At 71.3% G+C, this 21,725-nt stretch carries 18 protein-coding genes; 10 read left to right on the forward strand and 8 right to left on the reverse strand.

Translation table 11 applies throughout. The features are described from left to right. Positions 1 to 18 precede the first annotated feature (18 nt). Complete coding sequence (locus ACWD4G_RS20840) at positions 19 to 927, forward strand: PaaX family transcriptional regulator (protein WP_451295459.1); 909 nt, start codon at positions 19 to 21, stop codon at positions 925 to 927. Between the two features lie 33 nt (positions 928 to 960). On the opposite strand, the gene ACWD4G_RS20845 is transcribed toward ACWD4G_RS20840, so the two are convergent. From ACWD4G_RS20845 to ACWD4G_RS20865, 5 genes are all read right to left on the reverse strand, one after another. Beyond that, positions 961 to 1,368, reverse strand: a complete 408-nt coding sequence (locus ACWD4G_RS20845) for a hypothetical protein (protein WP_451295461.1) — start codon at positions 1,366 to 1,368, stop codon at positions 961 to 963. A 189-nt stretch (positions 1,369 to 1,557) separates the two neighbouring features. Beyond that, complete coding sequence (locus ACWD4G_RS20850) at positions 1,558 to 3,141, reverse strand: benzoate-CoA ligase family protein (RefSeq protein ID WP_451295463.1); 1,584 nt, start codon at positions 3,139 to 3,141, stop codon at positions 1,558 to 1,560. 10 nt (positions 3,142 to 3,151) lie between these two features. After that, complete coding sequence (gene boxB / locus ACWD4G_RS20855) at positions 3,152 to 4,573, reverse strand: benzoyl-CoA 2,3-epoxidase subunit BoxB (RefSeq protein WP_451295465.1); 1,422 nt, start codon at positions 4,571 to 4,573, stop codon at positions 3,152 to 3,154. Positions 4,574 to 4,577: 4 nt separating this feature from the next. Next, positions 4,578 to 6,245 carry a 2,3-epoxybenzoyl-CoA dihydrolase gene (gene boxC / locus ACWD4G_RS20860; RefSeq protein ID WP_451295467.1) on the reverse strand — a complete coding sequence of 556 codons (1,668 nt, stop codon included), beginning with the start codon at positions 6,243 to 6,245 and terminating at the stop codon, positions 4,578 to 4,580. A 113-nt stretch (positions 6,246 to 6,358) separates the two neighbouring features. Beyond that, positions 6,359 to 6,793: a hypothetical protein gene (locus ACWD4G_RS20865; RefSeq protein ID WP_451295469.1), complete on the reverse strand. Its 435-nt coding sequence runs from the start codon at positions 6,791 to 6,793 to the stop codon at positions 6,359 to 6,361. A gap of 498 nt (positions 6,794 to 7,291) precedes the next feature. On the opposite strand from ACWD4G_RS20865, the gene lpdA reads away from it, so the two are divergent. Both lpdA and ACWD4G_RS20875 read left to right on the forward strand, forming a co-directional pair. Next, positions 7,292 to 8,704: a dihydrolipoyl dehydrogenase gene (lpdA, locus tag ACWD4G_RS20870; protein ID WP_451295471.1), complete on the forward strand. Its 1,413-nt coding sequence runs from the start codon at positions 7,292 to 7,294 to the stop codon at positions 8,702 to 8,704. Positions 8,705 to 8,889: 185 nt separating this feature from the next. Continuing rightward, positions 8,890 to 9,780: a LysR family transcriptional regulator gene (locus ACWD4G_RS20875; protein ID WP_451295473.1), complete on the forward strand. Its 891-nt coding sequence runs from the start codon at positions 8,890 to 8,892 to the stop codon at positions 9,778 to 9,780. A 73-nt stretch (positions 9,781 to 9,853) separates the two neighbouring features. Here the strand turns inward: ACWD4G_RS20875 and ACWD4G_RS20880 are convergent, their stop codons facing one another. Continuing rightward, positions 9,854 to 10,672, reverse strand: a complete 819-nt coding sequence (locus ACWD4G_RS20880; protein ID WP_451295475.1) for an SAM-dependent methyltransferase — start codon at positions 10,670 to 10,672, stop codon at positions 9,854 to 9,856. Positions 10,673 to 11,002: 330 nt separating this feature from the next. On the opposite strand from ACWD4G_RS20880, the gene ACWD4G_RS20885 reads away from it, so the two are divergent. Next, positions 11,003 to 12,613 carry a hypothetical protein gene (locus ACWD4G_RS20885; RefSeq protein WP_451295477.1) on the forward strand — a complete coding sequence of 537 codons (1,611 nt, stop codon included), beginning with the start codon at positions 11,003 to 11,005 and terminating at the stop codon, positions 12,611 to 12,613. 31 nt (positions 12,614 to 12,644) lie between these two features. Here the strand turns inward: ACWD4G_RS20885 and ACWD4G_RS20890 are convergent, their stop codons facing one another. Together ACWD4G_RS20890 and pgm are read right to left on the reverse strand one after the other, a co-directional pair. Then, positions 12,645 to 13,637, reverse strand: coding sequence for a bile acid:sodium symporter (locus tag ACWD4G_RS20890; RefSeq protein WP_451295479.1), 993 nt, complete (start codon positions 13,635 to 13,637; stop codon positions 12,645 to 12,647). A gap of 16 nt (positions 13,638 to 13,653) precedes the next feature. Continuing rightward, on the reverse strand, positions 13,654 to 15,294 hold the full coding sequence (gene pgm, locus ACWD4G_RS20895; protein WP_451295481.1) for a phosphoglucomutase (alpha-D-glucose-1,6-bisphosphate-dependent): 1,641 nt from the start codon (positions 15,292 to 15,294) through the stop codon (positions 13,654 to 13,656). Between the two features lie 235 nt (positions 15,295 to 15,529). Between pgm and glnT the strand changes: the two genes are divergently transcribed. The 6 genes from glnT (at position 15,530) to ACWD4G_RS20925 (ending at position 21,699) form a co-directional block, all read left to right on the forward strand. Further along, positions 15,530 to 16,888: a type III glutamate--ammonia ligase gene (glnT, locus tag ACWD4G_RS20900; protein ID WP_451295483.1), complete on the forward strand. Its 1,359-nt coding sequence runs from the start codon at positions 15,530 to 15,532 to the stop codon at positions 16,886 to 16,888. A gap of 76 nt (positions 16,889 to 16,964) precedes the next feature. After that, positions 16,965 to 17,852: a glutamine amidotransferase gene (locus tag ACWD4G_RS20905; RefSeq protein ID WP_451295485.1), complete on the forward strand. Its 888-nt coding sequence runs from the start codon at positions 16,965 to 16,967 to the stop codon at positions 17,850 to 17,852. Then, a complete protein-coding gene (locus ACWD4G_RS20910) occupies positions 17,840 to 18,529 on the forward strand; it encodes a GltB/FmdC/FwdC-like GXGXG domain-containing protein (protein ID WP_451295487.1) in 690 nt (229 codons plus the stop codon). Before ACWD4G_RS20905 ends, ACWD4G_RS20910 begins: the two co-directional genes overlap by 13 nt. A 13-nt stretch (positions 18,530 to 18,542) precedes the next feature. Continuing rightward, the gene (locus tag ACWD4G_RS20915) at positions 18,543 to 19,862 is read left to right on the forward strand and encodes an FMN-binding glutamate synthase family protein (RefSeq protein WP_451295488.1); all 1,320 of its coding nucleotides are present in this window, start codon (positions 18,543 to 18,545) and stop codon (positions 19,860 to 19,862) included. Next, entirely contained in the window at positions 19,859 to 20,962 is a 1,104-nt protein-coding gene (locus tag ACWD4G_RS20920; protein WP_451295490.1) for an FAD-dependent oxidoreductase, read from the forward strand. The genes ACWD4G_RS20915 and ACWD4G_RS20920 overlap by 4 nt, the downstream gene beginning before the upstream one ends. A gap of 71 nt (positions 20,963 to 21,033) precedes the next feature. Continuing rightward, the gene (locus tag ACWD4G_RS20925) at positions 21,034 to 21,699 is read left to right on the forward strand and encodes a helix-turn-helix domain-containing protein (RefSeq protein ID WP_451295492.1); all 666 of its coding nucleotides are present in this window, start codon (positions 21,034 to 21,036) and stop codon (positions 21,697 to 21,699) included. Positions 21,700 to 21,725: the final 26 nt, after the last annotated feature.

Here is a 21,725-nt window from a genome sequence, read left to right on the forward strand (position 1 = left end):
GAGAGAGGCGGAGGGGCCATGGTGGAAGTCGCGTCGCGTGGGCCGGGCCGCAGGAGCCGCGCCGACCGGGCCACGGGGGCGGGCACCCGTCCGGTGGTGAGCCGACGCCGTGAGGTCGGTGAGGTCAGCGCCCGGTCGCTGCTGATGACCATGCTCGGTGAGTACGTCCTGCCCAAGGACACCCCGGTGTGGACCTCGGCGCTGGTGGAGGCGCTGGCCCTGTTCGGCGTGGAGGAGAAGTCGGCCCGCCAGGCGCTCGCCCGGACCGCGGCGGAGGGCTGGCTCGTCTCGGAGCGCGCGGGCCGCCGGGTGCGCTGGGCGCTCACCCCTCCGGGCCGCCGGCTGCTGACCGAGGGCGCCCAGCGCATCTACGACTTCGGCAACGGCGACCGCGCACGGGCCGACACGTGGCTGGTCGTCCTGGTCTCAGTGCCGGAGTCCAAGCGGGATCTGCGCCACAAGGTGCGCACCCGGCTCACCTGGGCCGGCTTCGGCTCCCCCGAACCGGGCGTGTGGATCACCCCTCACACCGACCGCGAGACGGAGGCGCTCGGCGTCCTGAAGGAACTCGGGCTCGCCGACGGCGCGATGTCCTTCACCGCCGCCTACGGCGCGGTGGGCAGCGAGACGGCCATGGTGGCGCGTGCCTGGGACCTCAGTGAGGTGGAGGAGCGCTACGAGGCGTTCATCGACGAGTTCACCGGGCTCCGCCCCGCCGACGACGACGCCGTGCTGCACGCCCAGACCATGCTGGTCCACGAGTGGCGCCGCTTCCCCTTCCTGGACCCGCGTCTGCCGGCGAGGCTGTTGCCCCCGGGCTGGAGCGGCGCGAAGGCGGCCGACCTCTTCCACGCCCGACACGCCGAGTGGACCCCGGTGGCGCTACGGCGCTGGGAGGAGCTGATGGACGGGCACGCCGCGGGCTGAGGCCCCGTACCCGCCGTCGGCGGCCACCGGGCCTCACCTCGGGGCTCGGCCGCGCGGGTCCCTCAGGGCTCGGCCGCTCCGGTCGTATCCGGCGACGAGTGCCGTATCCGCGCCGACGGGTCCGAGCCCGCCGGCTCCCCCGGGCGCTCCGAGCGGCCGGTCGCGGCCCGGCAGGGGTTCGGTGAAGAACCGCTCGTGGTCGGCGACGAAGTCCTTCGACTCCGGTGCCACCCTGCGGTCCTGGGAGATCGCCGGCACCGGGCGGACGGGCTCGCAGTGGCCCACGATCTCCAGGGCCGCCGCCCGTACGCCCGCCACGGTGGCGGGGTGCGCGCGGAAGGTGGCGCGGCGGTGGACGAGGGTCACACGGGCGGCGATCCGGCGCAGGGTGAGGGTGAGTGCCCCGTCGAAGGCGCTGTCGCCGCCCCCGACGATCACCACGTCGCGGCCCGCGTAGGCCCCGCCCCCTCGTAGGGCGCGGCGACCGGCAGCGGGCGCGGGGTGAAGGGGCCGCAGGGGGCGGCCCGGTCGAGGAGCCGGTCGACGAGTTCCCGTCCTCGTACGGCGGGGAAGCCGGCGATGTCGCAGATCTGCGTGTCCTCCTTGGGGCTGGGGTGGGCGGGATGGCTGTCAGCCGGGCGGTGGCTCCGTCCAGGAACCGTCGCGGGCCATGGCGCGCAGGACGTTGCGGCGGATCTTGCCGGTGGGGGTGCGTGGCAGCTCGGGCAGGCCGATCACGCCGCGCGGGCGTTTGAAGGCGGCGAGGCCCTCGCGGCACCAGGCCACGAGGGCGTCGGGGTCGACTGCGCGGCCGGGTCTCGGCACCACGCAGGCGACGGGCTTGTCCAGGCCGTCCGCGTCCGGGACGCCCACCACCGCCACCTCGGCCACGTCCGGATGGGCGAGCAGCCGCTCCTCGACCTCCGCCGGGGCGACCCAGATACCGCCCGCCTTCAACAGGTCGTTGGTGCGGCCCATACAGGTGTAGGTGCCGTCGGCGTTGCGGACGTAGGTGTCGCCGGTGCGTACCCAGTCGCCGAGGAAGACCTGGCGGGTGGTCTCGGCCCGGCACCAGTAGCCGGTGGCCGCCGACTCACCGCGGACGTACAGCTCGCCGGGCGTGCCCACGCCCTCCACCACCCGGCCCTCGGTATCGCGCAGTTCCACCGCGTATCCGGGGACGGGTTCGCCGGAGGAGCCCGGGTGGACGCGGCCCGAGCGGTTGGAGACGAAGATGTGCAGCATCTCGGTGGAGCCGATGCCGTCGAGGACCTCCACGCCGTACCGCCGCAGCATCTCGTCGTACATGCGTGCGGGCAGTGCTTCACCGGCCGAGACGCCGACGCGTACGGTCGCGAAGGCGTCGTCGGGGATGTCGGGGGCGGCGAGCAGGGGTCCGTAGAAGCCGGGTACGCCGAACAGGACGGTGGCCCGGTCGCCGGACGCCCGCTTGGCGAACAGCGCGGGGGACGGTCTGGAGGGTTCGAGCAGGGCCGTGGCGCCCGCCGCCAGCGGGAAGAACAGCGAGTTGCCGATGCCGTACGCGAAGAAGAGTTTGGCGACGGACAGACAGCGGTCGTCGGGGCCGATGCCCAGTACGCGGCGTCCGTAGTTCTCGGCGACGGTCTCGATGTCGATGTGCCGGTGCATGGCGGCCTTGGGCGTGCCCGTGGTGCCGGAGGTGTAGAGCCACAGGGCGGGCGAGTCCGGCCAGGTCGGGTACGGTCCGTCGGCCGTGCCGGCGCCACCGTCCAGCAGCCGCTGCCAGGTGTGGCCCCGGACGTGGTCCGGCAGTCCGGTCGGGTCGTCGCCGGTCAGTACGGCGTGCTCGACCTGCGGGGTGTCCGCCAGTGCCGTGCGCAGGACGGGGCCGAACGCGGCGGAGCCCAGCACCACGCGGCTGCGTGAGTCGGCGACCAGTTTGGCCAGTTCACCGCCGGTGAGCATGGTCGAGGCGGGGACGGCGACGGCGCCGATGTGGAAGGCGGCTAGGAGGGCGGTGAAGAGTTCGACGTCGTCCGCCATGCACATCAGTACGCGTTCCTCCGGACGGACGCCGAGGGCTCGCAGTCCTGCCGCGACCCGGCGGACCTCGCCGGACAGTTCCCCGTAGGTGAGCGTCCGGGTGGGGGTGACGACGGCCGTGCGCTCGCCGGCGCCCTCTCTCAGATGCCGGTCGACCAGCCAGTCGGCCGCGTTGAACAGCTCGGTCATCCGGATCGCCTCACACCAGTCGGACGTACTGGTAGTCGAACGGTTTTCCGTTGATGCCGTTGACCGGCGGTGCCACCCAGTGGGCGATCTTGCCGCGCTCGTAGACCGGCCGCATCAGCGATCGTACGAACGCCAGATCCTCAGCCGTGGGCAGCCAGTGCTTGCGGGAGTCCTCCCAGGTCCGCTCGTCGACGATGGTGCCGTCGGGGGTGATGTGGTGACCTGCGGCGAGGCCGACGTCGCGGTTGAAGCCGGGGTGCGGCAGCCGGAAGCGGAAGTCGATGCCGTGCTCGTCCAGGATGCGGTTCCAGCGAGTGACGCCGCTGCGGCAGTCGGAGATGTACTCGTCGCGCAGATCCAGGTTGAGGGCGAGCAGGGCGGGGACCTCGTCCTGCGACCAGCAGCCGTCCTGCCCCGGCTTGTCCAGGAAGGCGCTGTCGTCGGTGAGGCGGTGGTCGTCCTTGCGGCGTTCCTCCTGCCAGCGGCCCTTGAGGCCGGCGGTGTAGTAGTTGGCCGCGTTGGTGGAGGTCTCGCTGCCGAACAGGTCGAGGGAGACGGTGTAGTGGAAGTTGATGTACTTCTGGATGATCTCCAGCGGGATGCCGCCGCAGGCCGCGATGTCCAACGTGTCGTGCTCACGGACGAGTTGGGCGCTGCGGGTCACCACGCGGTCGACGCCGGTGGTGCCGACCATCATGTGGTGGGCCTCTTCCTTCAGCATGAAGGTGCAGGTCCGTGACAGCGGGTCGAAGGCGGACTCCTTGAGCGAGCCGAGCTGGTACTTGCCGTCCCGGTCGGTGAAGTACGTGAACATGTAGAAGGCCAGCCAGTCGGCGGTCTCCTCGTTGAAGGCGCCCAGGATGCGCGGTGCGTCGGGGCTGCCGGAGTTGCGGTGGAGCAGCGCCTCGGCCTCCTCGCGGCCCTCCCTGCCGAAGTAGGCGTGCAGGAGATAGACCATGGCCCACAAGTGGCGCCCCTCCTCCACGTTCACCTGGAAGAGGTTGCGCAGGTCATACAGGCTCGGTGCGGTCAGGCCCAGCAGGCGCTGCTGTTCGACGGAGGCGGGTTCGGTGTCGCCCTGGACGACGATCAGGCGTTGCAGGTCGGCGCGGTACTCGCCGGGGACCTGCTGCCAGACCGGGTCACCCTGGTGCTCGCCGAAGGCGATCCGGCGGTCGGGGGTGGGCTCGGCGAGGAAGATGCCCCAGCGGTAGTCGGGTACGTCGACGTGGCCGAAGTGGGCCCAGCCGTCCCGTCCGACGGAGACGGCGGTGCGCAGGTAGACGCCCTGGTTCTCCAGAGTGGGGCCCATCTCGCCCCACCAGTTGAGGAACTTGGGCTGCCAGCCCTCCAGGGCACGTTGGAGGCGGCGGTCGTCGGCGAGGGCGACGTTGTTGGGAATCCTGGAGTCGTAGTCGACCTTCGTGGGCATCGGGTCACACTCGCTTCCGGTCGTAGACCGCCTTCCGCCCGGTGCCGTAGCGGCGCAACGCGCCTTCCGGGCCGGATGCGTTGGGGCGGGTGAATATCCAGTTCTGCCAGGCGGTGAGCCGGCCGAAGATCTTGGTCTCGATGGTCTCCGGGCCGACGAACCGGTGGTTGGCCTCCATGCCGGTGAGCGCGTCCGGGCTGAGCGCGGCCCGTCCCTCCAGCACGATGCGGACCTCGTCCTCCCAGTCGATGTCGTCGGGCGCGTCGGTGACGAGGCCGAGTTCACGGGCCTGGGCGGCGCTGAGGGGCTGTCCGTGCTCCCGGCGCAGCCAGTCGAGGTGGTCGTCCTGCCGGTAGAAGCGGGACTGGAGGCGGGTGAGGCCGTTGCCCATGGGGAACGGGCCGAAGTTGGCGGCGGAGAGGGTGAGTCGGGCGCGCTCGTCGCTGTCGGGGTCGTCGATCGGCGGGCCGTCCAGCATGTACTGCAGGTCGCAGGCAAGGGCCAGCTCCAGCAGGAGTCCGGCGAAGCAGCTGCCGGGTTCGATCAGGGCGACGAGGCTGCGGCTGGTGACGTCGAGGCGTTTCAGGGTGCGCTTGTAGTAGTGCAGGATCTCGTTCGCCAGCCAGTCGCCGTCGGTGGCGGCTGCGAGGACGGCTCGCTCATGGGCCAGTACGGGATCGGGGTCGCCCTCGGTGCGCAGCACCCAGGTGCCCAGCTCGGTCTCGTTGGTCCGCAACCGCAGGATCAGGTCGTCGAGTTCGCGGGTGAGGGCGAGCAGCCAGCCGTCGGCGCCCTGGGCGTGGAGCGCGGCGGCGTCGGCGGGGGCTTCCCCTTCCGGGCCCCGTACGGTGATCCGGACCAGGCCGAGCGGGGCGTCGTACTCGGCGCGTACGTGGCGGTAGGCGAGGCCGGTGTCGGTGATCTCCCGCTCCAGCGGGGTCAGTTGGATGCCCCGGGCCTCGGCGGGCCGTGAGCTTTCGCGGGCGGCCTCCAGGGCGCGCTGTTCGACGACCGTACGGAAGTCCCGGCGCGGGACGACCTCGTCGACCAGCCGCCAGTCCACCGCCGTCTTGCCCTTGATGCCGTCGCTGCGGGTGGCGAAGAGGTCCGCCAGGTCCTTGCGCACCCGGCGCTTGTCGACGACCCGGGTCAGCCCGCCGGTGCCGGGCAGTACGCCCAGCAGGGGCACCTCGGGCAGGGCGACCGCCGAGGAGTTGTCGTCGATCAGCAGGATGCGGTCGCAGGCCAGGGCGATCTCGTAACCGCCGCCCGCGCAGGAACCGTTGATCGCGGCGATGAAGGTGATCCCGGAGTGCTCCGAGGCGTCCTCGATGCCGTTGCGGGTCTCGTTGGTGAACTTGCAGAAGTTCACCTTCCACTCGTGCGGGGAGGCGGCCAGCATCCGGATGTTGGCCCCGGCGCAGAACACCTTCTCATTGGCGCTGGTCACCACCACCGAGCGCACCTCGGGGTGCTCGAACCGCAGCCGCTGTAGCGCGTCGTACAGCTCGATGTCCACGCCCAGGTCGTAGGAGTTGAGCTTCAGCTCATATCCGGGGACCAGGCCGCCCTGCTCGTCGACGTCCATCTCCAGCCATGCGACCGGCCCGTCCGTACGGAGCTTCCAGTGCCGGTACGCGTCCGGACTGCGGTCGAAGGACACCACCACCATGACGAAGCGCCTCCTCGCGCCTGCACGGGTTCCGATGGCGAAATCTTCTACAGCTAGTTGGATGTACGTCAAGGCTCTGTAGAACATCAAGGGCTCTGTGGAATGTGGAGTCTTCAGCCCACCCCTAGGATGCCCTCGGCCCGTTCGCGGTCCTGACGGAAGTCGGCGGGGGAACCGCCGTGCGCGGTGCGGCCCTTGCGCATCACGGCCACCTCGTCGGCGTGCCGGAAGGCCGGCCGCAGATCCTGTTCCACCAGCACGACGGCGATGCCCTCGCCGCGCAGCCCTTCCAGCACCTCGGCGATGGTGTCGACGACGGCGGGTGCGAGGCCGTCCGACGGTTCGTCCAGGAGCAGCAGCCGGCTCGGGTTCCTCAGCAGGGCCCTGCCGATGGCCGGCATCTGCTGTTCCCCGCCGGGGAGTTGACCGCCCGCGTTGCCACGCCGCTCGGTGAGACGGGGCATCAGCTCGTGGACGCGCTCCTTGGCCCAGGGGCCGTGGCCGCCCTTGGAGGCCCTGGCCGCGAGGGTCAGGTTCTCCTCCACCATGAGCGGGGCGACCACCCGGCGGCCCCGGGGGCACGATCGCGACGCCGGAGCGGGCGACGATATGCCTGCTGGGCCCACAGGGCACCGCCGACCCATACACGAACCCCGCAGCGAGCAGTGCCGGTCCGACGAACAGGCTGTTCTGGGCGGCGGGGACTTCGGTCTGCGGGCCCTCTCCCTCGTCGGGCGGCGCGAGATCGGCCGTGTGACCGCCGAGCTTGCCGTCGTGTTCGTCGAGGTGGCGGGCGAAGCCGGCGCTCAGGTCCTCACCGATGGGCGCGTAGACACCCGACGGCGGCATCAGCAGGTCGATCTCGACATCGCCCCCGGACGCGTAGCCTTCGGATCGGCTCACCGTGGACTCGCCGAGGCTCGACCCATTGCCCGGCAGAGGGGCGGTGTCCGACCCGACAGGGGCCAAGGGCCCGCCCATACTCGGATCGAACGGCAGTGGAAACCGAAGAAGACCGAGGAAAGCCGAGAGAAGGGGAACGGCCCATGGTCGAGCAGGACGAGCGATTCGATGTTGTCGTACTCGGAGCCGGCCCCGGCGGCTATGTGGCCGCCGTCCGCGCCGCCCAGCTGGGCAAGCGTGTCGCGGTCGTCGAGGAGAAGTACTGGGGCGGCGTCTGCCTGAACGTCGGCTGCATCCCCACCAAGGCCCTGCTCCGCAACGCCGAACTCGCCCACCTCTTCACCCATGAGGCGAAGACCTTCGGCATCAAGGTCGACGGCCAGGTCTCCTTCGACTACGGCGAGGCCTTCCGCCGCAGCCGCAAGGTCGCCGACGGCCGTGTCAAGGGCGTCCACTACCTGATGAAGAAGAACAAGATCACCGAGATCGACGGCCGGGGCGCTTTCCTCGACCCTCACACCCTCCAGGTCACCGGCTATGACGGCGACACCCGCACCATCGGCTTCGACCACTGCGTCATCGCCACCGGCGCCACCCCCAAGCTGCTCCCCGGCACCCGCCGCAGCGCCCGCGTGGTGACCTTCGAGGAGCAGATCCTCGCCGACGACCTCCCGCAGTCCATCGTCATCGCGGGCGCCGGCGCCATCGGCATCGAATTCGCCTACGTGCTCCACAACTACGGCGTGAAGGTCACCATCGTCGAGTTCCTCGACCGCATGGCACCCCTGGAGGACGCCGAGATCTCCGCCGAACTCGCCCGCCGGTACCGCAAGCTGGGCATCGACGTCCTCACCTCCACCCGGGTCGACGCCATCGACGAGACCGGACCCCGGGTACGCGTCACCGTCACCGGCAAGGACGGCGCCCAGCAGACCCTGGAGGCCGACAAGGTCCTCCAGGCCATCGGCTTCGCACCGAACGTCACCGGCTACGGCCTGGAGAACACCGGCGTGACGGTCACCGAGCGCGGCGCGATCGACGTCGACGGCCGCTGCCGCACCTCCGTCCCACACCTGTACGCCATCGGCGACGTCACCGCGAAGCTGATGCTCGCCCACGCCGCCGAGGCTATGGGCATCATCGCCGCCGAGACGATCGCGGACGCCGAGACCATGGAACTCGACTACGCGATGATCCCCCGCGCCACCTTCTGCCAGCCGCAGATCGCCAGCTTCGGCTACACCGAGGCCCAGGCCCGCGACCTCGGCCACGACGTCAAGGTCGCCAAGTTCCCCTTCACCGCCAACGGCAAGTCCCACGGCCTCGGCGACACCACCGGCTTCGTCAAGCTCATCAGCGACGCCAGGTACGGCGAACTGATCGGCGGCCACCTCATCGGCCCCGACGTCACCGAACTCCTCCCCGAACTCACCCTCGCCCAGCAGTGGGACCTCACCGTCCACGAGGTCGCCCGTAACGTCCACGCCCACCCGACCCTCAGCGAGGCCGTCAAGGAAGCCGTCCACGGCCTGGCCGGCCACATGATCAACATGTGAGCCCGCCGCCGGGGTGGGCCGTGCCGGTGGGTCACTCGCTTGCGGCGGTGTCACGACGATGCGGAAGCACGGGCTCCGGACACGACGCCCATATAGCCGCTGGCTATGCTGACGCGACAGGGCCCCGACCGTAGGCAGAGGGAAACACGCCCGGTACGGGACATCAGCGAAGGGAGCGATAAGGCATGGCTATGACCGACCGCCTCAACATCGAAGGCCTGCGGTATGCGCAGGCGGTCGCCGAGACCAGGTCGTTCAGTGCTGCCGCGCGTGCGTACGGGGTGACGCAGCCCGCTCTGTCCAACGGGATCGCCAAGCTGGAGGAGCGCCTCGGCGGCAGGCTGTTCGACCGGTCGCCGCGTGGTGTGACCCAGACGGCGTTCGGTGCCCGGATTCTTCCGCTGATCGAGCGCGCCCTGATCGCGCTGGACGCCGTCGGCGCGGAGGCCAGACGGCTGAACGACCCCGGTGAGCAGAAGATCCGCGTCGGCGTCTCCCCTCTGATCGGCTCGCATCTGGTCGCGCGGGCGTTCAGCATGGTCCGGGAGCTGCCCGTGCCCCGCGACCTGGTGCTGCGCGAGGCGCACATGCGGGACCTGCGTGAGTGTCTGCAGGCCGGTCAACTGGACATCATCCTGATCCCGGCGGTCACCGCGATGCCGCGCTTCGAGCACCGGGTCATCGACGTCGAACCGATCGTCGTCGTCAGCCCCGAGACCGAGGACGCGGCTCCGCTCGAACTGCACGAGGCCGGCAAGGAGCGCTTCATCCTGGTTCCGGACACGTGCGGCCTGACGACCTTCACCACTCAGCTCTTCCAGGCGAACGAGCTGCCGCTGCACACCTATCCGGGAGAGGCCGCGAGCTACCAGGGCCTGGAGGACTGGACCAGACTGGGCCTGGGCTCGGCCATGGTCCCCCGCTCCAAGCTCACCTCACCCGACGTACCCCACCGGCCGCTGCTGAACGAGGGCCGCGAGGTGCAGATCTCCTTCGAAGCGGTCTGGAGCGCCGACTCCCCCTTGGCCGCGGACCTCCTCCACCTCGCCGACAGCCTCGCGGCCGCGCGCCGCTGAGACGCCCGCCGCTGAGGCGCGTGCCGCTGAGGCCCCGGCCGACCGCGCCGGTCGGTCCGGCCGGGGTCCGCCGTCAACGCTTCGTTCCCACACCGCCGAAGTGGGTGACGTCGATGTCCTCGTCCGTGGGTTCGGGGCGCCAGCGGGAGCAGGAGACGAGGCCCGGGGGCAGGAGTTCGACGTCGGCGAAGAGGCGCGCGAGGTCGGTGTGGCTGCGCAGGGTCATCGGGGCGGAGCCCTGGCTGTTCCAGTAGTCGACCGCCGCGGTCATCGCCTCGCCGTCGACCTCGGTGGTGGGGTGGGAGATGACGAGGTAACTGCCGGACGGTACGGCGTCCATGAGGCGTTTCACGATGGCGGCCGCCCGCTCGGTGTCCATGACGAAGTTGAGGACGCCCAGCATGGTGATCGCGATCGGCTGCTCGAAGTCCAGGGTGGCCGCGGCCTTCTCCAGGATGGTGTCGGGTACGTGGAGGTCGGCCTCGATGTAGTCGGTCCGCCCCTCGGGTGCGCTGGTGAGGAGGGCGTGTGCGTGGGCGAGGACGATGGGGTCGTTGTCGACGTAGACGATCCGGCAGGACGGGTCGACGCGCTGGGCGACCTCATGGGTGTTGTCCGCGGTGGGCAGACCGGTGCCGATGTCCAGGAACTGGCGTATGCCCGCGTCCGAGGCCAGGAAGCGGACGGCGCGGGCGAGGAAGCGGCGGTCGGCGACGGCCGAGCGGGGAAGCTCGGGCACGAACGAGAGGATCTGGTCCCCGACCTCCTCGTCGACCTGATAGTGGTCCTTTCCTCCCAGCCAGTAGTTCCAGATCCTGGCGGAATGGGACACGTCCGTCCGGAGTCGGTCGATACGTGCGGCACCTTCGTCGTGGTGTGAGGGGTCGGGCATGCCGTGCGGCCTCCTTCGAACAGGGTGATCAGGTACCTGCACAACTTAGACACAATTGTTCAACTACCGCAGACATACTGGCACTTCGGCCTCGCACGAGACGGCCGATCGACAACTCCCGGAAGCGGCACGGCATTCGGGACCCCTCCCCGGCCGCCCACCGGACCATGGGGCACCGGTAATGACACAAGGTGTCCTGTCCGTGTGGTGGTTGGGGGAGTGAGTCCCGGTATGAGTGGACCCGAAGAGCCGCTGGATGTCCGTGGCGCGGAAGAGTCGGCAGATGTCCCTGGCACGGGAGAGTCAGCGGACGTTCGCCTCAAAGAGCCCGTGAACGTCGTGCCCGAGGACGTCGTGCCCGAGGACGTCGTGCCCGTGGATGTGTGGCGGGCCGTGGCGGCCGGGCTGTTCAATCTCGGTGGGCTCGGGCTCGGCTATGTGCTGCTGCGGCGCTGGCCGCAGGCCGCCCTGTGCTGGATCGCGACCGGCTGGCTGCTGGTGGCCGCGCTGCCCGCGGACCCCGACGGACTGCCGGGCGCGGCGGTGGGGACGTACGTCCTGGTGCTGGTTCTGGCCGCGATCCACGGGGCGTGGCGGGCGCGTCGTACGCGGCTGGCGTGGCCGTGGCGGTCGACGGTCGCCGCCGGGCTCGGGCTCGTACTGCTCGCCGTGCCGGCCGGCGCGGCGGTGGGGTACGAGGCGGCGCGGGAGGAGGCGTACCAGCGGATGCTGCTCGACCGGCTCGCCCGGACGGACCGGCTGGTCACCGCCGCCTCGCGGCGGGACGGCTTCGCCGAGGCCGAGGAGGACTACACACGGGCGCTCAAGGCCTACCGCGCGCTCGCCGACGACCACCCCGGCAGCCGGGCGGCCGAGCGCGTCCCCGACCGTCTCGAACGGTTCTACGACACGGTCGCCGCGCCGTACCGCGAGAAGAAGTACTGCGAGGCCCTGGAACCCCTGCGGTATCTGTGGCAGCTGCCCGACAAGATGAGCGGGATGCGGCTCGGCTCCCTCACCGTCTGGCCCGAGAAGCCCCTGGCCACGTCGCTCTACGAATGCGGCATCACGAACCTCGGCACCGACGCCGTGGCCGAGGCGAAGGCGAACGGCGGTGCCCTGGCCGAACTGCTGCGGGAATTCCCCGACTCGGAGCAGGCCGCCAAGGTCGAGCCGGCCGTCGGCGCGGCGATCGACAAGCAGTCCAAGGCGCTGAAGGGCGACGATCCCTGCCCGGCCGGGGAGGAGTTGCGGGCCATCAGCCGGACCATGGTCGATCTGCCCGCGGGCAGTCCGGGTGACGGTCTGCGCACGGACGCCGTGAACGCGGTGGAGGCCGGTGCGTACGCGTGCGGGCTGGACCAGTTCGAGGACGACGAGTTCGGCGCGGCGGCCGAGACCCTGAACGACTTCGCCGACACCTACGAGGACAGCGAGAACGCCGAGCGTGCCCGGCAGATCGCGATCGCCGCGGAGATCGCCGAGGAACGGCCCGAGGCGGGCCGGAAGCTGCCGCCGTCCCGCGCCCCGGGCGGCTCCAAGATGCCCATGGAGATCACCAACGACGCCCCGACCGCGGTCGAGTTGCTCTACACCGGCCCGGTCACCGGCAGCATCACCCTCCCGGCGTGCACCGGCTGCACCGAGTACTCCAGCAGGTCGGAGGCCGAGAGCGCCGCCTGCTCGAACAGCGGTGTCGACTACCCGACCACCTACCTCAACCTGCCCGAGGGCGACTACCACACCCTCCTCAAGTACGCCGACGAGGACGCGGAGGACGTGACGAACGAGTCCGACGGCATGAGCATCGATCCCGGATACACGTACACCTACTGCGCCTACGTCGTGAGCGAGAGCGGCTATCCGGGGTACCCCGACTTCCCGACCCTGCCGGAACTCCCGGAGATCGAACCCATCGAACCCGTCGAGCCGCTGGTCTGACCCACCGGAGCCGCCACGACGCCGGGAGACGCTACGGCAGCCGGGCTGGTCCCTCGGCCGGCGTCCGGTCGGGCATCAGCCGGGGGACGAGACGGACATAGGTGACCATGCCGAGGACTTCGACGAGGGTCTGCGTGACCACGACGGCCGCGGCGAGCGCGAGGGGGTCGGGAAGGGCCAGGGCCAGGGGCAGGACGACCAGGGAGTTGCGGGTCGCGCCGGTGAACACGATCGCCCGGCCCGCCGGGACGTCGAGGCGGAACAGTCGGGCCACGGCCTTCCCGGCGAAGGCCATGATCACGAGGAACGCCGCGTAGAAGGGGATGACGGCGACGACGTCGGTGAGGCTGTCGTCGAGTTCGGGGACCTGGGAGGCGACCACGGTCAGCAAGGTCGCGGCCATCAGCGGCACCATCGTGGTGGTCGCCGCGTGGGCGGCCCGCCGTCCGGCCGGGCGGCGGGCCGCCCACGCCTGCAGGGTCCAGGCGAGCGTGAGCGGGACGACGATCAGCACGACGAAGGCCTCCATGAACGGGCCGGCGTCCACGATGTCCGCCAGGCCGGGGCCCATGAACAGATACAGCAAGCCCGGGAGCAGCAGCATCTGTGCCACCAGCAGCAGCGGGGTGGCGGCCAGCAGGCGGTGCCCGGCGCCGCCGGCCAGTCCGGTGAAGACGATCACGTAGTCGACGCACGGGCACAGCAGCACCAGCAGGACCCCGACCCGCAGGGCCCGGTCGGCGGGCAGGAAGGCGAACATCGCCGCGACCACCAGCGGTACGACGACGAAGTTCACCACCAGCGCGGCGGTGAGGAACCGGCCGCCGCGCAGGGAGCGGAACAGCTCTGCCGCCGGGACCTGGAGAAAGGTGACGAGGAGCAGAGCGCCGAGGACGGGGCTGATGGCGTGCCCGAGCCCGGGGCCGATGTCCGGCACCAGCAGTCCCAGCAGGCCTCCGACGGCCATCGCCCCGAGATAGATCGCGACTTGGTGGCGTTCCATCGCGACCTGGTGATGCTCCATGCGCGTCACTGTCGTGTCAGCCGCCGAGTGCCGTGAGGACGACGGACCTGGCCTCCTCCTGGACGCGGCTCAGATGGTCGGGGCCGTGGAAGGACTCGGCGTAGATCTTGTAGACGTCCTCGGTGCCGGAAGGGCGGGCCGCGAACCAGGCGCCCGCGGTGCTGACCTTGATGCCGCCGAGGGCGGCGCCGTTGCCGGGGGCCTCGGTGAGGACCGAGGTGACCGGTTCCCCGGCGAGGGTGTCGGCGGTGACCTGGCTCGGGGACAGCTTGGCGAGCAACGCCTTCTCCTCGCGGGAGGCGGGGGCGTCGACGCGCGCGTAGGCGGGGGCGCCGAAGCGGTCGGTGAGCCGCGCGTAGTGCTGCGAGGGGGTCTTGCCCGTGACCGCGGTGATCTCGGAGGCGAGCAGGGCCAGGATGATGCCGTCCTTGTCGGTGGTCCACACCGAGCCGTCGCGGCGCAGGAAGGACGCGCCCGCCGACTCCTCGCCGCCGAAGCCGAGCGTGCCGTCGGACAGCCCGTCCACGAACCACTTGAAGCCGACGGGGACTTCGACGAGCGTCCGGCCGACGTCCGCCGCGACCCGGTCGATCATGCTGGACGACACCAGGGTCTTGCCGATCCCGGCCCCCGCGGGCCACCGCTCCCGGTGGGAGAACAGATACGAGATCGCCACGGCCAGGTAGTGGTTGGGGTTCATCAGGCCGCCGTCGGGGGTGACGATGCCGTGCCGGTCGGCGTCGGCGTCGTTGCCGGTGGAGATGTCGAACCGGTCGCGGCGCTCGATGAGCGAGGCCATGGCGTACGGCGAGGAGCAGTCCATGCGGATCTTGCCGTCCCAGTCGAGCGTCATGAAACGCCAGGTGGGGTCGGTGAGGGGGTTGACCACGGTCAGGTCCAGGCCGTGCTGTTCGGCGATCCGGCCCCAGTAGGCGACGGAGGCGCCGCCCAGCGGATCGGCGCCGATGCGTACGCCCGCGGCCCGGATGGCCTCCAGGTCCAGCACGTTCGGCAGGTCGGCGACGTAGGCGCCGAGGTAGTCGTGGCGGCCGGTGCCGGGCGCGGCCAGCGCGCGGGCGTAGGGGATGCGCCGTACGTCCTTCAGGCCGCCGGTGATGATCTCGTTGGCGCGGTCCTGAATCCAGGAGGTCGCCTCGGAACCGGCGGGGCCGCCGCTCGGCGGGTTGTACTTGAAGCCGCCGTCGGCGGGCGGGTTGTGCGAGGGGGTGACCACCACGCCGTCGGCGAGACCTGAGGTGCGGCCCCGGTTGTGGGTGAGGATGGCGTGCGAGACGGCCGGGGTGGGGGTGTAGCCGTCGCTCTGGTCGATGAGGACGGTCACGTCGTTGGCGGCGAACACCTCCAGTGCCGTGATCCGGGCGGGCTCGGACAGGGCGTGGGTGTCGGCGCCGAGGAAGAGGGGGCCGTCGGTGCCCTGGGCGGCGCGGTACTCGCAGATGGCCTGGCTGGTGGCGGCGATGTGGTCCTCGTTGAACGCCGCCGCGAGGGACGAGCCTCGGTGCCCCGAGGTGCCGAACGCCACCCGCTGGCCCGGTTCGGCCGGGTCGGGGTGCAGCGCGTAGTACGCCGTGACCAGACGGGCCACATCGACGAGGTCCTCGGGCCCGGCGACCTGCCCCGCTCGCACTTCCTGCATTTCCCCGCTCCTCCGCAAGGGTCGACCGTTGGGTACGGCGCTCATTCTCCCCCGCCCGGCGCACCCGGACGCGCACCGGGCGCCGTCCGGTTCCGCCCCACGCCCCCGCCGGACCGCGCCGTGCCGCCCCCGAGCGCCGGTTTACCGGCCGGCAACGGAGGGGAAACACTCCCTGCGTTTCATGACATGAGACTTTCGGTCACCACAGTAGACAGGCCGATCCCCGGGGAGCGCCATGTCCGATCCGCTGAACTCCACCCCGCCCGCGTCCGCCACCCAGTCCCTCGCCTCGCTGGCCAAGGCCGACGGCGTACGGTTCCTGCTCGCCACCTTCACGACGCTGACCGGCAAGCCCTGCGCCAAGCTCGTCCCCGTCGAGGCGGCGGACGCGCTGCAGGGCGAGGGCGTCGGGTTCGCCGGCTACGCCGCCGGCGCCATGGGTCAACTGCCGCGCGACCCCGATGTGATCGCCGTGCCGGACGTCTCCTCGTACACCCCGCTCACGTTCGTCCGGCCCGGCCTCGGGATGGTGCACTGCGATCCGCATGTCGAGGGCAGCCCGTACGCGTTCGCGCCCCGGGTGATCCTGCGGACGCTCGCCGAGAAGGCAGCCGCCGAGGATGTACGGCTGGTCAGCGGCGCCGAGGTGGAGTACTTCCTGGTGCAGCGGGCGGCGGACGGCACGCTCACCACGGCCGACCGTCTCGACGACGCCGCGCAGCCCTGTTACGACGCCCGAGGACTGACCCGCATGTACGACCATCTCACCGCCGTGAGCGATGCGATGGTGCGGCTCGGCTGGGGGCCGTACGCGAGTGATCACGAGGACGGCAACGGGCAGTTCGAGCAGAACTTCCATCACTCGGACGCGATGACGACCGCCGACCGGGTCGTGACCCTGCGCTATATCGTGCAGGTCCTGGCCGAACAGCGCGGTATGACCGCCACGTTCATGCCGAAGCCGTTCACCGACCGCACCGGCAGCGGGCTCCATATGCATCTGTCGCTCTGGAACGGCGAGCGCCCGCTCTTCCCCATCGGCGACGGCGCCGAGGACGCGTACGGGATGGGGTTCGGCCCCGAGGCGTACCACTTCGTCGCCGGGCTGCTGGCCCATGCCCCGGCGCTGCACGCGCTGATCGCGCCGACGGTCAACTCCTACAAGCGCACCGGCGCCACCACGACCGCCTCGGGCGCCACCTGGGCGCCCCGCACGGCGAGTTGGGGCGGCAACGACCGTACCCACTTCCTGCGGGTGCCGGACGCGCAACGGGTCGAGTTGCGGGGCGGAGACGGTTCGGCGAACTCCTATCTCGCGGCGGCAGGCGCTCTCGGCGCGGGCCTGGACGGCGTACGCCGGGCGCTCGACCCGGGCGAGCCCGGTATCGGGGACGGCGGCCCCCGGCTGCCGCGCACGCTCCTGGACGCGGTGCACGCGCTGGAGGGCGACGACGTCGTACGCGGGGTGCTCGACGCGGTCGATCCGTCGGCCGGGGTCAGCGACTACTACGCGGAGTTGAAGCGGGAGGAGTTCTACACCTGGCACAACACGGTCTCCCCGTGGGAGGTCGACCGCTATCTCACCGCCGTATGACGTCCGATGACATCCGGCTTCCGACAAACCCTTCTGGCCCTTCTGCCCTTCTGAAATGCCCTTGGGAGGTCATGCCATGTGCGGCATAGCGGGACTCCAGGTGCGCGATCCCTCGTTGGAGCCGAGGCTCGGCGAGTTGCTCACCGGAATGCTTCACCAGGCCGCCGAGCGCGGCCCCGACTCGGCGGGCGTCGCCCTCTACGGCGACACGCGGCTCACCCCGGCCGGACACGCCGCCGTGAGTGTGCTGACCCCGGACGCGGAGCCGGAGCGGATCGCCGCGCTGATCGGCCGCGGCACCACCGCCGTCACCGTCGGCCAGAGCACGGTGGTCCACTCCCCCACCCTCACCACCACCGATCTCGAACGGGCCGTGCGCGCCGCCTTCCCCTCGGCCGTCGTCACCGGACGCGGCACGGAGCTGGCTGTCCTCAAGGGCGTGGGGCACCCGGGCGCGCTCGCCGAGGAGTTCGATCTGCGGGCCGCCACCGGACGGCAGGGCATCGCCCACACCCGGATGGCCACGGAGTCGGCGGTCACCCCCGAGGGGGCCCACCCGTTCTCCGTCGACGAGAACGTCTGCCTCGTCCACAACGGCTCCTTCGCCAACCACGCCACCATCCGCCGCGAACTGCGCGCCTCGGGCATCGCCTTCGACAGCGAGAACGACTCCGAGGTCGGCGCCCGCTTCGTCGCGGCCCGACTCGCCCAGGGACACGACCTGGAGAAGTCGCTGCGGCTGCTGTGCGAGCGGTTCGACGGCTTCTACACGCTGCTGGTGACCACGGGTGACACGTTCGCCGTCGTCCGGGACGCGATCGCGTGCAAGCCGGCCATCGTCGCCGAGACCGACGCCTGGGTGGCGATGGCCTCCGAGTACCGGTACTTCGCCCATCTGCCCGGCATCGGGTCCGCCCGCGTCTTCGAACCCGAGCCCGAGGAGGTCTACACGTGGAAGCGCTGACCGCCACCGAGGCCGATCTGTCCCGGCAGTCCGTACGGGACCTCAACCGCGCCCTGCACCAGGCCGATCCGGGTACGTCCTGGCGGGTCACCCGTCCCGACGGCGCCCACAACGTCGCCGTCGGCCTCACCAGGGAGCTGGACGTCGTCATCGACGGCCCCGTGGGCTACTACGGCGCGGGCATGAACCAGCTGGCCACCGTCACCATCAACGGCAACGCGGGCACGGGCGTCGCCGAGAACATGATGTCGGGCACGGTCCGGGTGCGCGGCAGCGCCTCCCAGTCCGCCGGGGCCACCGCGCACGGCGGACTGCTCGTCGTCGAGGGCAACGCCTCGGCCCGCTGCGGGATCTCCATGAAGGGCGTGGACATCGTGGTGGGCGGCGACGTCGGCCATATGAGCGCCTTCATGGGCCAGGCGGGGCGATTGGTGGTCTGCGGCGACGCGGGCGACGCGCTCGGCGACTCCCTCTACGAGGCCCGTATCTACGTGCGCGGCACGGTCAAGTCCCTGGGCGCGGACTGCGTGGAGAAGGAGATGCGGGACGAACACCTCACCGAACTGGCCGAGTTGCTGAAATCGGCCGAGCGGGACGAGGACCCGGCCGACTTCCGCCGCTACGGCTCGGCCCGGCGGCTGTACCACTTCCAGGTCGACAACTCGGCCGCGTACTAGAGGAGTTGTTCCCGTGGACTTCGCTTCCCAGGGTCTGCGCGAGTCGGCGACGTTCGACCGTGCCACCATCCACGCCATCCAGCGCGCCGCCGAGACCGGCGTCTACGACATCCGTGGCTGGGGCGCCAAGCGGCGCGTCCCGCACTTCGACGACCTGCTGTTCCTCGGCGCGTCCATGTCCCGCTATCCGTTGGAGGGCTACCGTGAGCGCTGCGACACGGACGTCGTCCTCGGCGACCGCAACGCCACCCATCCGCTGCGGCTGAAGACCCCGGTGACCATCGCGGGCATGAGCTTCGGGGCGTTGTCCGCGCAGGCCAAGGAGGCGCTGGGCCGGGGAGCGTCCGAGGCCGGTACGTCGACGACCACCGGCGACGGCGGAATGACCCCCGAGGAGCGCGGCCAGTCCAAGCACCTCGTGTACCAGTACCTGCCGTCCCGCTACGGAATGAACCCGGACGACCTGCGCAGGGCCGACGCCATCGAGGTCGTCCTCGGCCAGGGTGCCAAGCCCGGTGGCGGTGGCATGCTGCTCGGCCAGAAGATCACCGACCGGGTCGCCGGGATGCGGACCCTGCCCGTCGGCATCGACCAGCGCAGCGCCTGCCGCCACCCCGACTGGACGGGCCCGGACGATCTGGAGATCAAGATCCGCGAGCTGCGGGAGATCACCGACTGGGAGAAGCCGGTCTACGTCAAGATCGGCGCGACGCGCACCTACTACGACGTGAAGCTCGCCGTCCAGGCGGGCGCCGACGTGGTCGTCCTCGACGGGATGCAGGGCGGCACCGCCGCCACGCAGGAGGTGTTCATCGAGCACGTCGGCATCCCGACCCTGGCCGCGCTCCCCCAGGCCGTGCGGGCCCTCCAGGAGCTGGGCGTGCACCGGCAGGTGCAGCTGATCGTCTCCGGCGGCATCCGGGGCGGCGCCGACCTGGCCAAGGCCATGGCGCTGGGCGCGGACGCGGTGGCCATCGGTACGGCGGCACTGATCGCGCTGGGCGACAACCACCCCCAGTGGGACGCCGAGTACCGGGAGTTGGGGTCGGCCGCCGGGTACTACGACGACTACCAGGACGGGCGAGACCCGGCCGGCATCTCCACCCAGGACCCGGAGCTGTCCGCGCGTCTCGACCCCGTCGAGGGCGGACGGCGGCTGGCCAACTTCATCCGGGTGATGACCATGGAGGCCCAGACCATCGCCCGCGCCTGCGGCAAGGCCCACCTGAGGCATCTGGAGCCCGAGGACCTGGTGGCGCTCACCATCGAGGCCGCCGCGATGGCCCGGGTGCCGCTCGCGGGGACCACCTGGATACCGGGAGCCGGACTGTGACGGCCCGGGTGGACCTGGCGGTCGTCGGCGCCGGGCTGATGGGGGCGGCCACCGCGTGGGCGGCCACCCGGCGCGGGCGGTCGGTCGCCGTCCTGGAGCAGTTCGGCGCCGGGCACGACAAGGGCAGCTCGCACGGCAGCGCCCGTATCGTGCGCCGCGCCTATCCGGACCCGCTGTACATCCGGATGACCGGCCAGGCGCTGGAGCTGTGGCGCGAACTGGAGGCCGATTCGGGTACGCGGCTGCTGCGGATCGTCGGCGGCATCGACCACGGCCGGCTGCGCGACCCGGAGGGCATCGCGGCGGCCCTCGCCGCGGCCGCCGTACCGCACGAGCTGCTGCCGCCCGAGGAGGCCGGGCGCCGCTGGCCGGGGCTGCGCTTCGACGGGCCCGTGCTCTTCCACCCCGAGGCGGGCACGGTCGACGCGGCCGGAGCCGTGGCCGCCTTCCTCCAGCGGGCCGGGGCGCGCGGGGCGGAGGTCCGGTACGACCGCGCCGTACGAGGCATCACCGTGCTCGGCGACGAGGCCGTACGGCTGGAGACCGACGGCGGCACGATCACGGCACGCCGGGCCGTGATCGCCGCCGGGGCCTGGGTGACCGATCTGCTCGGCGGGCTCGTACCGCTGCCTGAGCTGACCGTCACCCAGCAGCAGGTCTTCCACTTCCCGCGCCGTGACCCGTCGGCCCCGCCCTGGCCGATCGTCGTCCACAAGGACGCCCTCAACACCTACAGCCTCCCGGGCGGACGGGACGGCGGCCCCCAGGACGGCCGTAAGATCGCCGAGCACGACGCGGGCGGCCCCACCACCGCCGGCACCCGCAGCGGACTGGTCGACCCCGCCGCACGGGAGCGGATCACGGCCCATGTACGCCAGTGGCTGCCCGGTCTGGTGCCGGAGCCCTTCAACGAGGCGACCTGCCTGTACACCAGCACACCCGACGAGGACTTCGTGCTGGACCGCTCCGGCCCCCTGGTCGTCTGCTCGCCCTGCTCGGGGCACGGCGCGAAGTTCGCCCCGCTGATCGGGGAGATGGCCGCCGACCTCGCCCTGGACGGGGCCGCCCCGGAGCCTCGCTTCACGCTGGCCGCCCGCTGAGCGGACGTGCCCGCGCTGCCCTCACCGCCCCGTCTCCTGCGGTGAAACAGCGGCGCGGCACAATGAACGGCATGGCCACCGATCCGGACAAGCCCGCTTTCCCCGCCCGTGCCGCCGATCTGCCGGACCGCGAGGTCGATCCCGGCGAGGCGGCACGGAAGCTGGAGCTCGAAGTCGTCATCGGCCGACAGGTCAGGGAGTACCGCACGGCGGCGGGCCTGTCGGTCGCGGAGATGGCGGCCAGGGTGGGGATCTCCAAGGCCATGCTCTCCAAGATCGAGAACGCGCAGACCTCGTGCAGCCTCACCACGCTCGGCCGGCTCGCCACCGGTCTCGGTGTCCCGGTCACGGCACTGTTCCGGGGCGTCGACGCCGACCGCGAGGCCGTCTTCGTACCGGCGGGGCAGGGCGCCCGCATCGCCCGCCGCGGCAGCCGTGTCGGCCACCTCTACCAACTCCTCGGCGCCCTGCGCGGCCCCCACAAACGCATGGAGGCCGTCCTGGTCACCCTCACCGAGCAGAGCGAGGTCTTCCCCCTCTTCCAGCACCCGGGCACCGAGTTGCTCTACATGCTGGAGGGCGAGATGGTCTACGGCCATGGCGAGGCCAGCTACACCATGCGCCCCGGAGACGCCCTCCAACTCGACGGAGAGGGCACCCACGGGCCACAGGAACTGGTGGAACTCCCGATCCGCTTCCTGTCGGTCACGGCGTACGGCGACCACGTACCGCACTGAGCGGGCATGGCGACCGAGGGGGGCCG

The organism is Streptomyces sp. NPDC002643 (assembly GCF_053592555.1).

Coding starts and splice junctions, on each gene's coding strand:
- ACWD4G_RS20840 (WP_451295459.1), top strand. CDS start 19: ATGGTGGAAGTCGCGTCGCGTGGGCCGGGCCGCAGGAGCCGCGCCGAC.
- boxB (WP_451295465.1), bottom strand. CDS start 4,573: ATGCCCACGAAGGTCGACTACGACTCCAGGATTCCCAACAACGTCGCC.
- ACWD4G_RS20875 (WP_451295473.1), top strand. CDS start 8,890: ATGGCTATGACCGACCGCCTCAACATCGAAGGCCTGCGGTATGCGCAG.
- pgm (WP_451295481.1), bottom strand. CDS start 15,294: ATGCAGGAAGTGCGAGCGGGGCAGGTCGCCGGGCCCGAGGACCTCGTC.
- ACWD4G_RS20865 (WP_451295469.1), bottom strand. CDS start 6,793: ATGGTGGAGGAGAACCTGACCCTCGCGGCCAGGGCCTCCAAGGGCGGC.
- ACWD4G_RS20905 (WP_451295485.1), top strand. CDS start 16,965: ATGTGCGGCATAGCGGGACTCCAGGTGCGCGATCCCTCGTTGGAGCCG.
- boxC (WP_451295467.1), bottom strand. CDS start 6,245: ATGGTGGTGGTGTCCTTCGACCGCAGTCCGGACGCGTACCGGCACTGG.
- glnT (WP_451295483.1), top strand. CDS start 15,530: ATGTCCGATCCGCTGAACTCCACCCCGCCCGCGTCCGCCACCCAGTCC.
- ACWD4G_RS20925 (WP_451295492.1), top strand. CDS start 21,034: ATGGCCACCGATCCGGACAAGCCCGCTTTCCCCGCCCGTGCCGCCGAT.
- ACWD4G_RS20880 (WP_451295475.1), bottom strand. CDS start 10,672: ATGCCCGACCCCTCACACCACGACGAAGGTGCCGCACGTATCGACCGA.
- lpdA (WP_451295471.1), top strand. CDS start 7,292: ATGGTCGAGCAGGACGAGCGATTCGATGTTGTCGTACTCGGAGCCGGC.
- ACWD4G_RS20850 (WP_451295463.1), bottom strand. CDS start 3,141: ATGACCGAGCTGTTCAACGCGGCCGACTGGCTGGTCGACCGGCATCTG.
- ACWD4G_RS20890 (WP_451295479.1), bottom strand. CDS start 13,637: ATGGAGCATCACCAGGTCGCGATGGAACGCCACCAAGTCGCGATCTAT.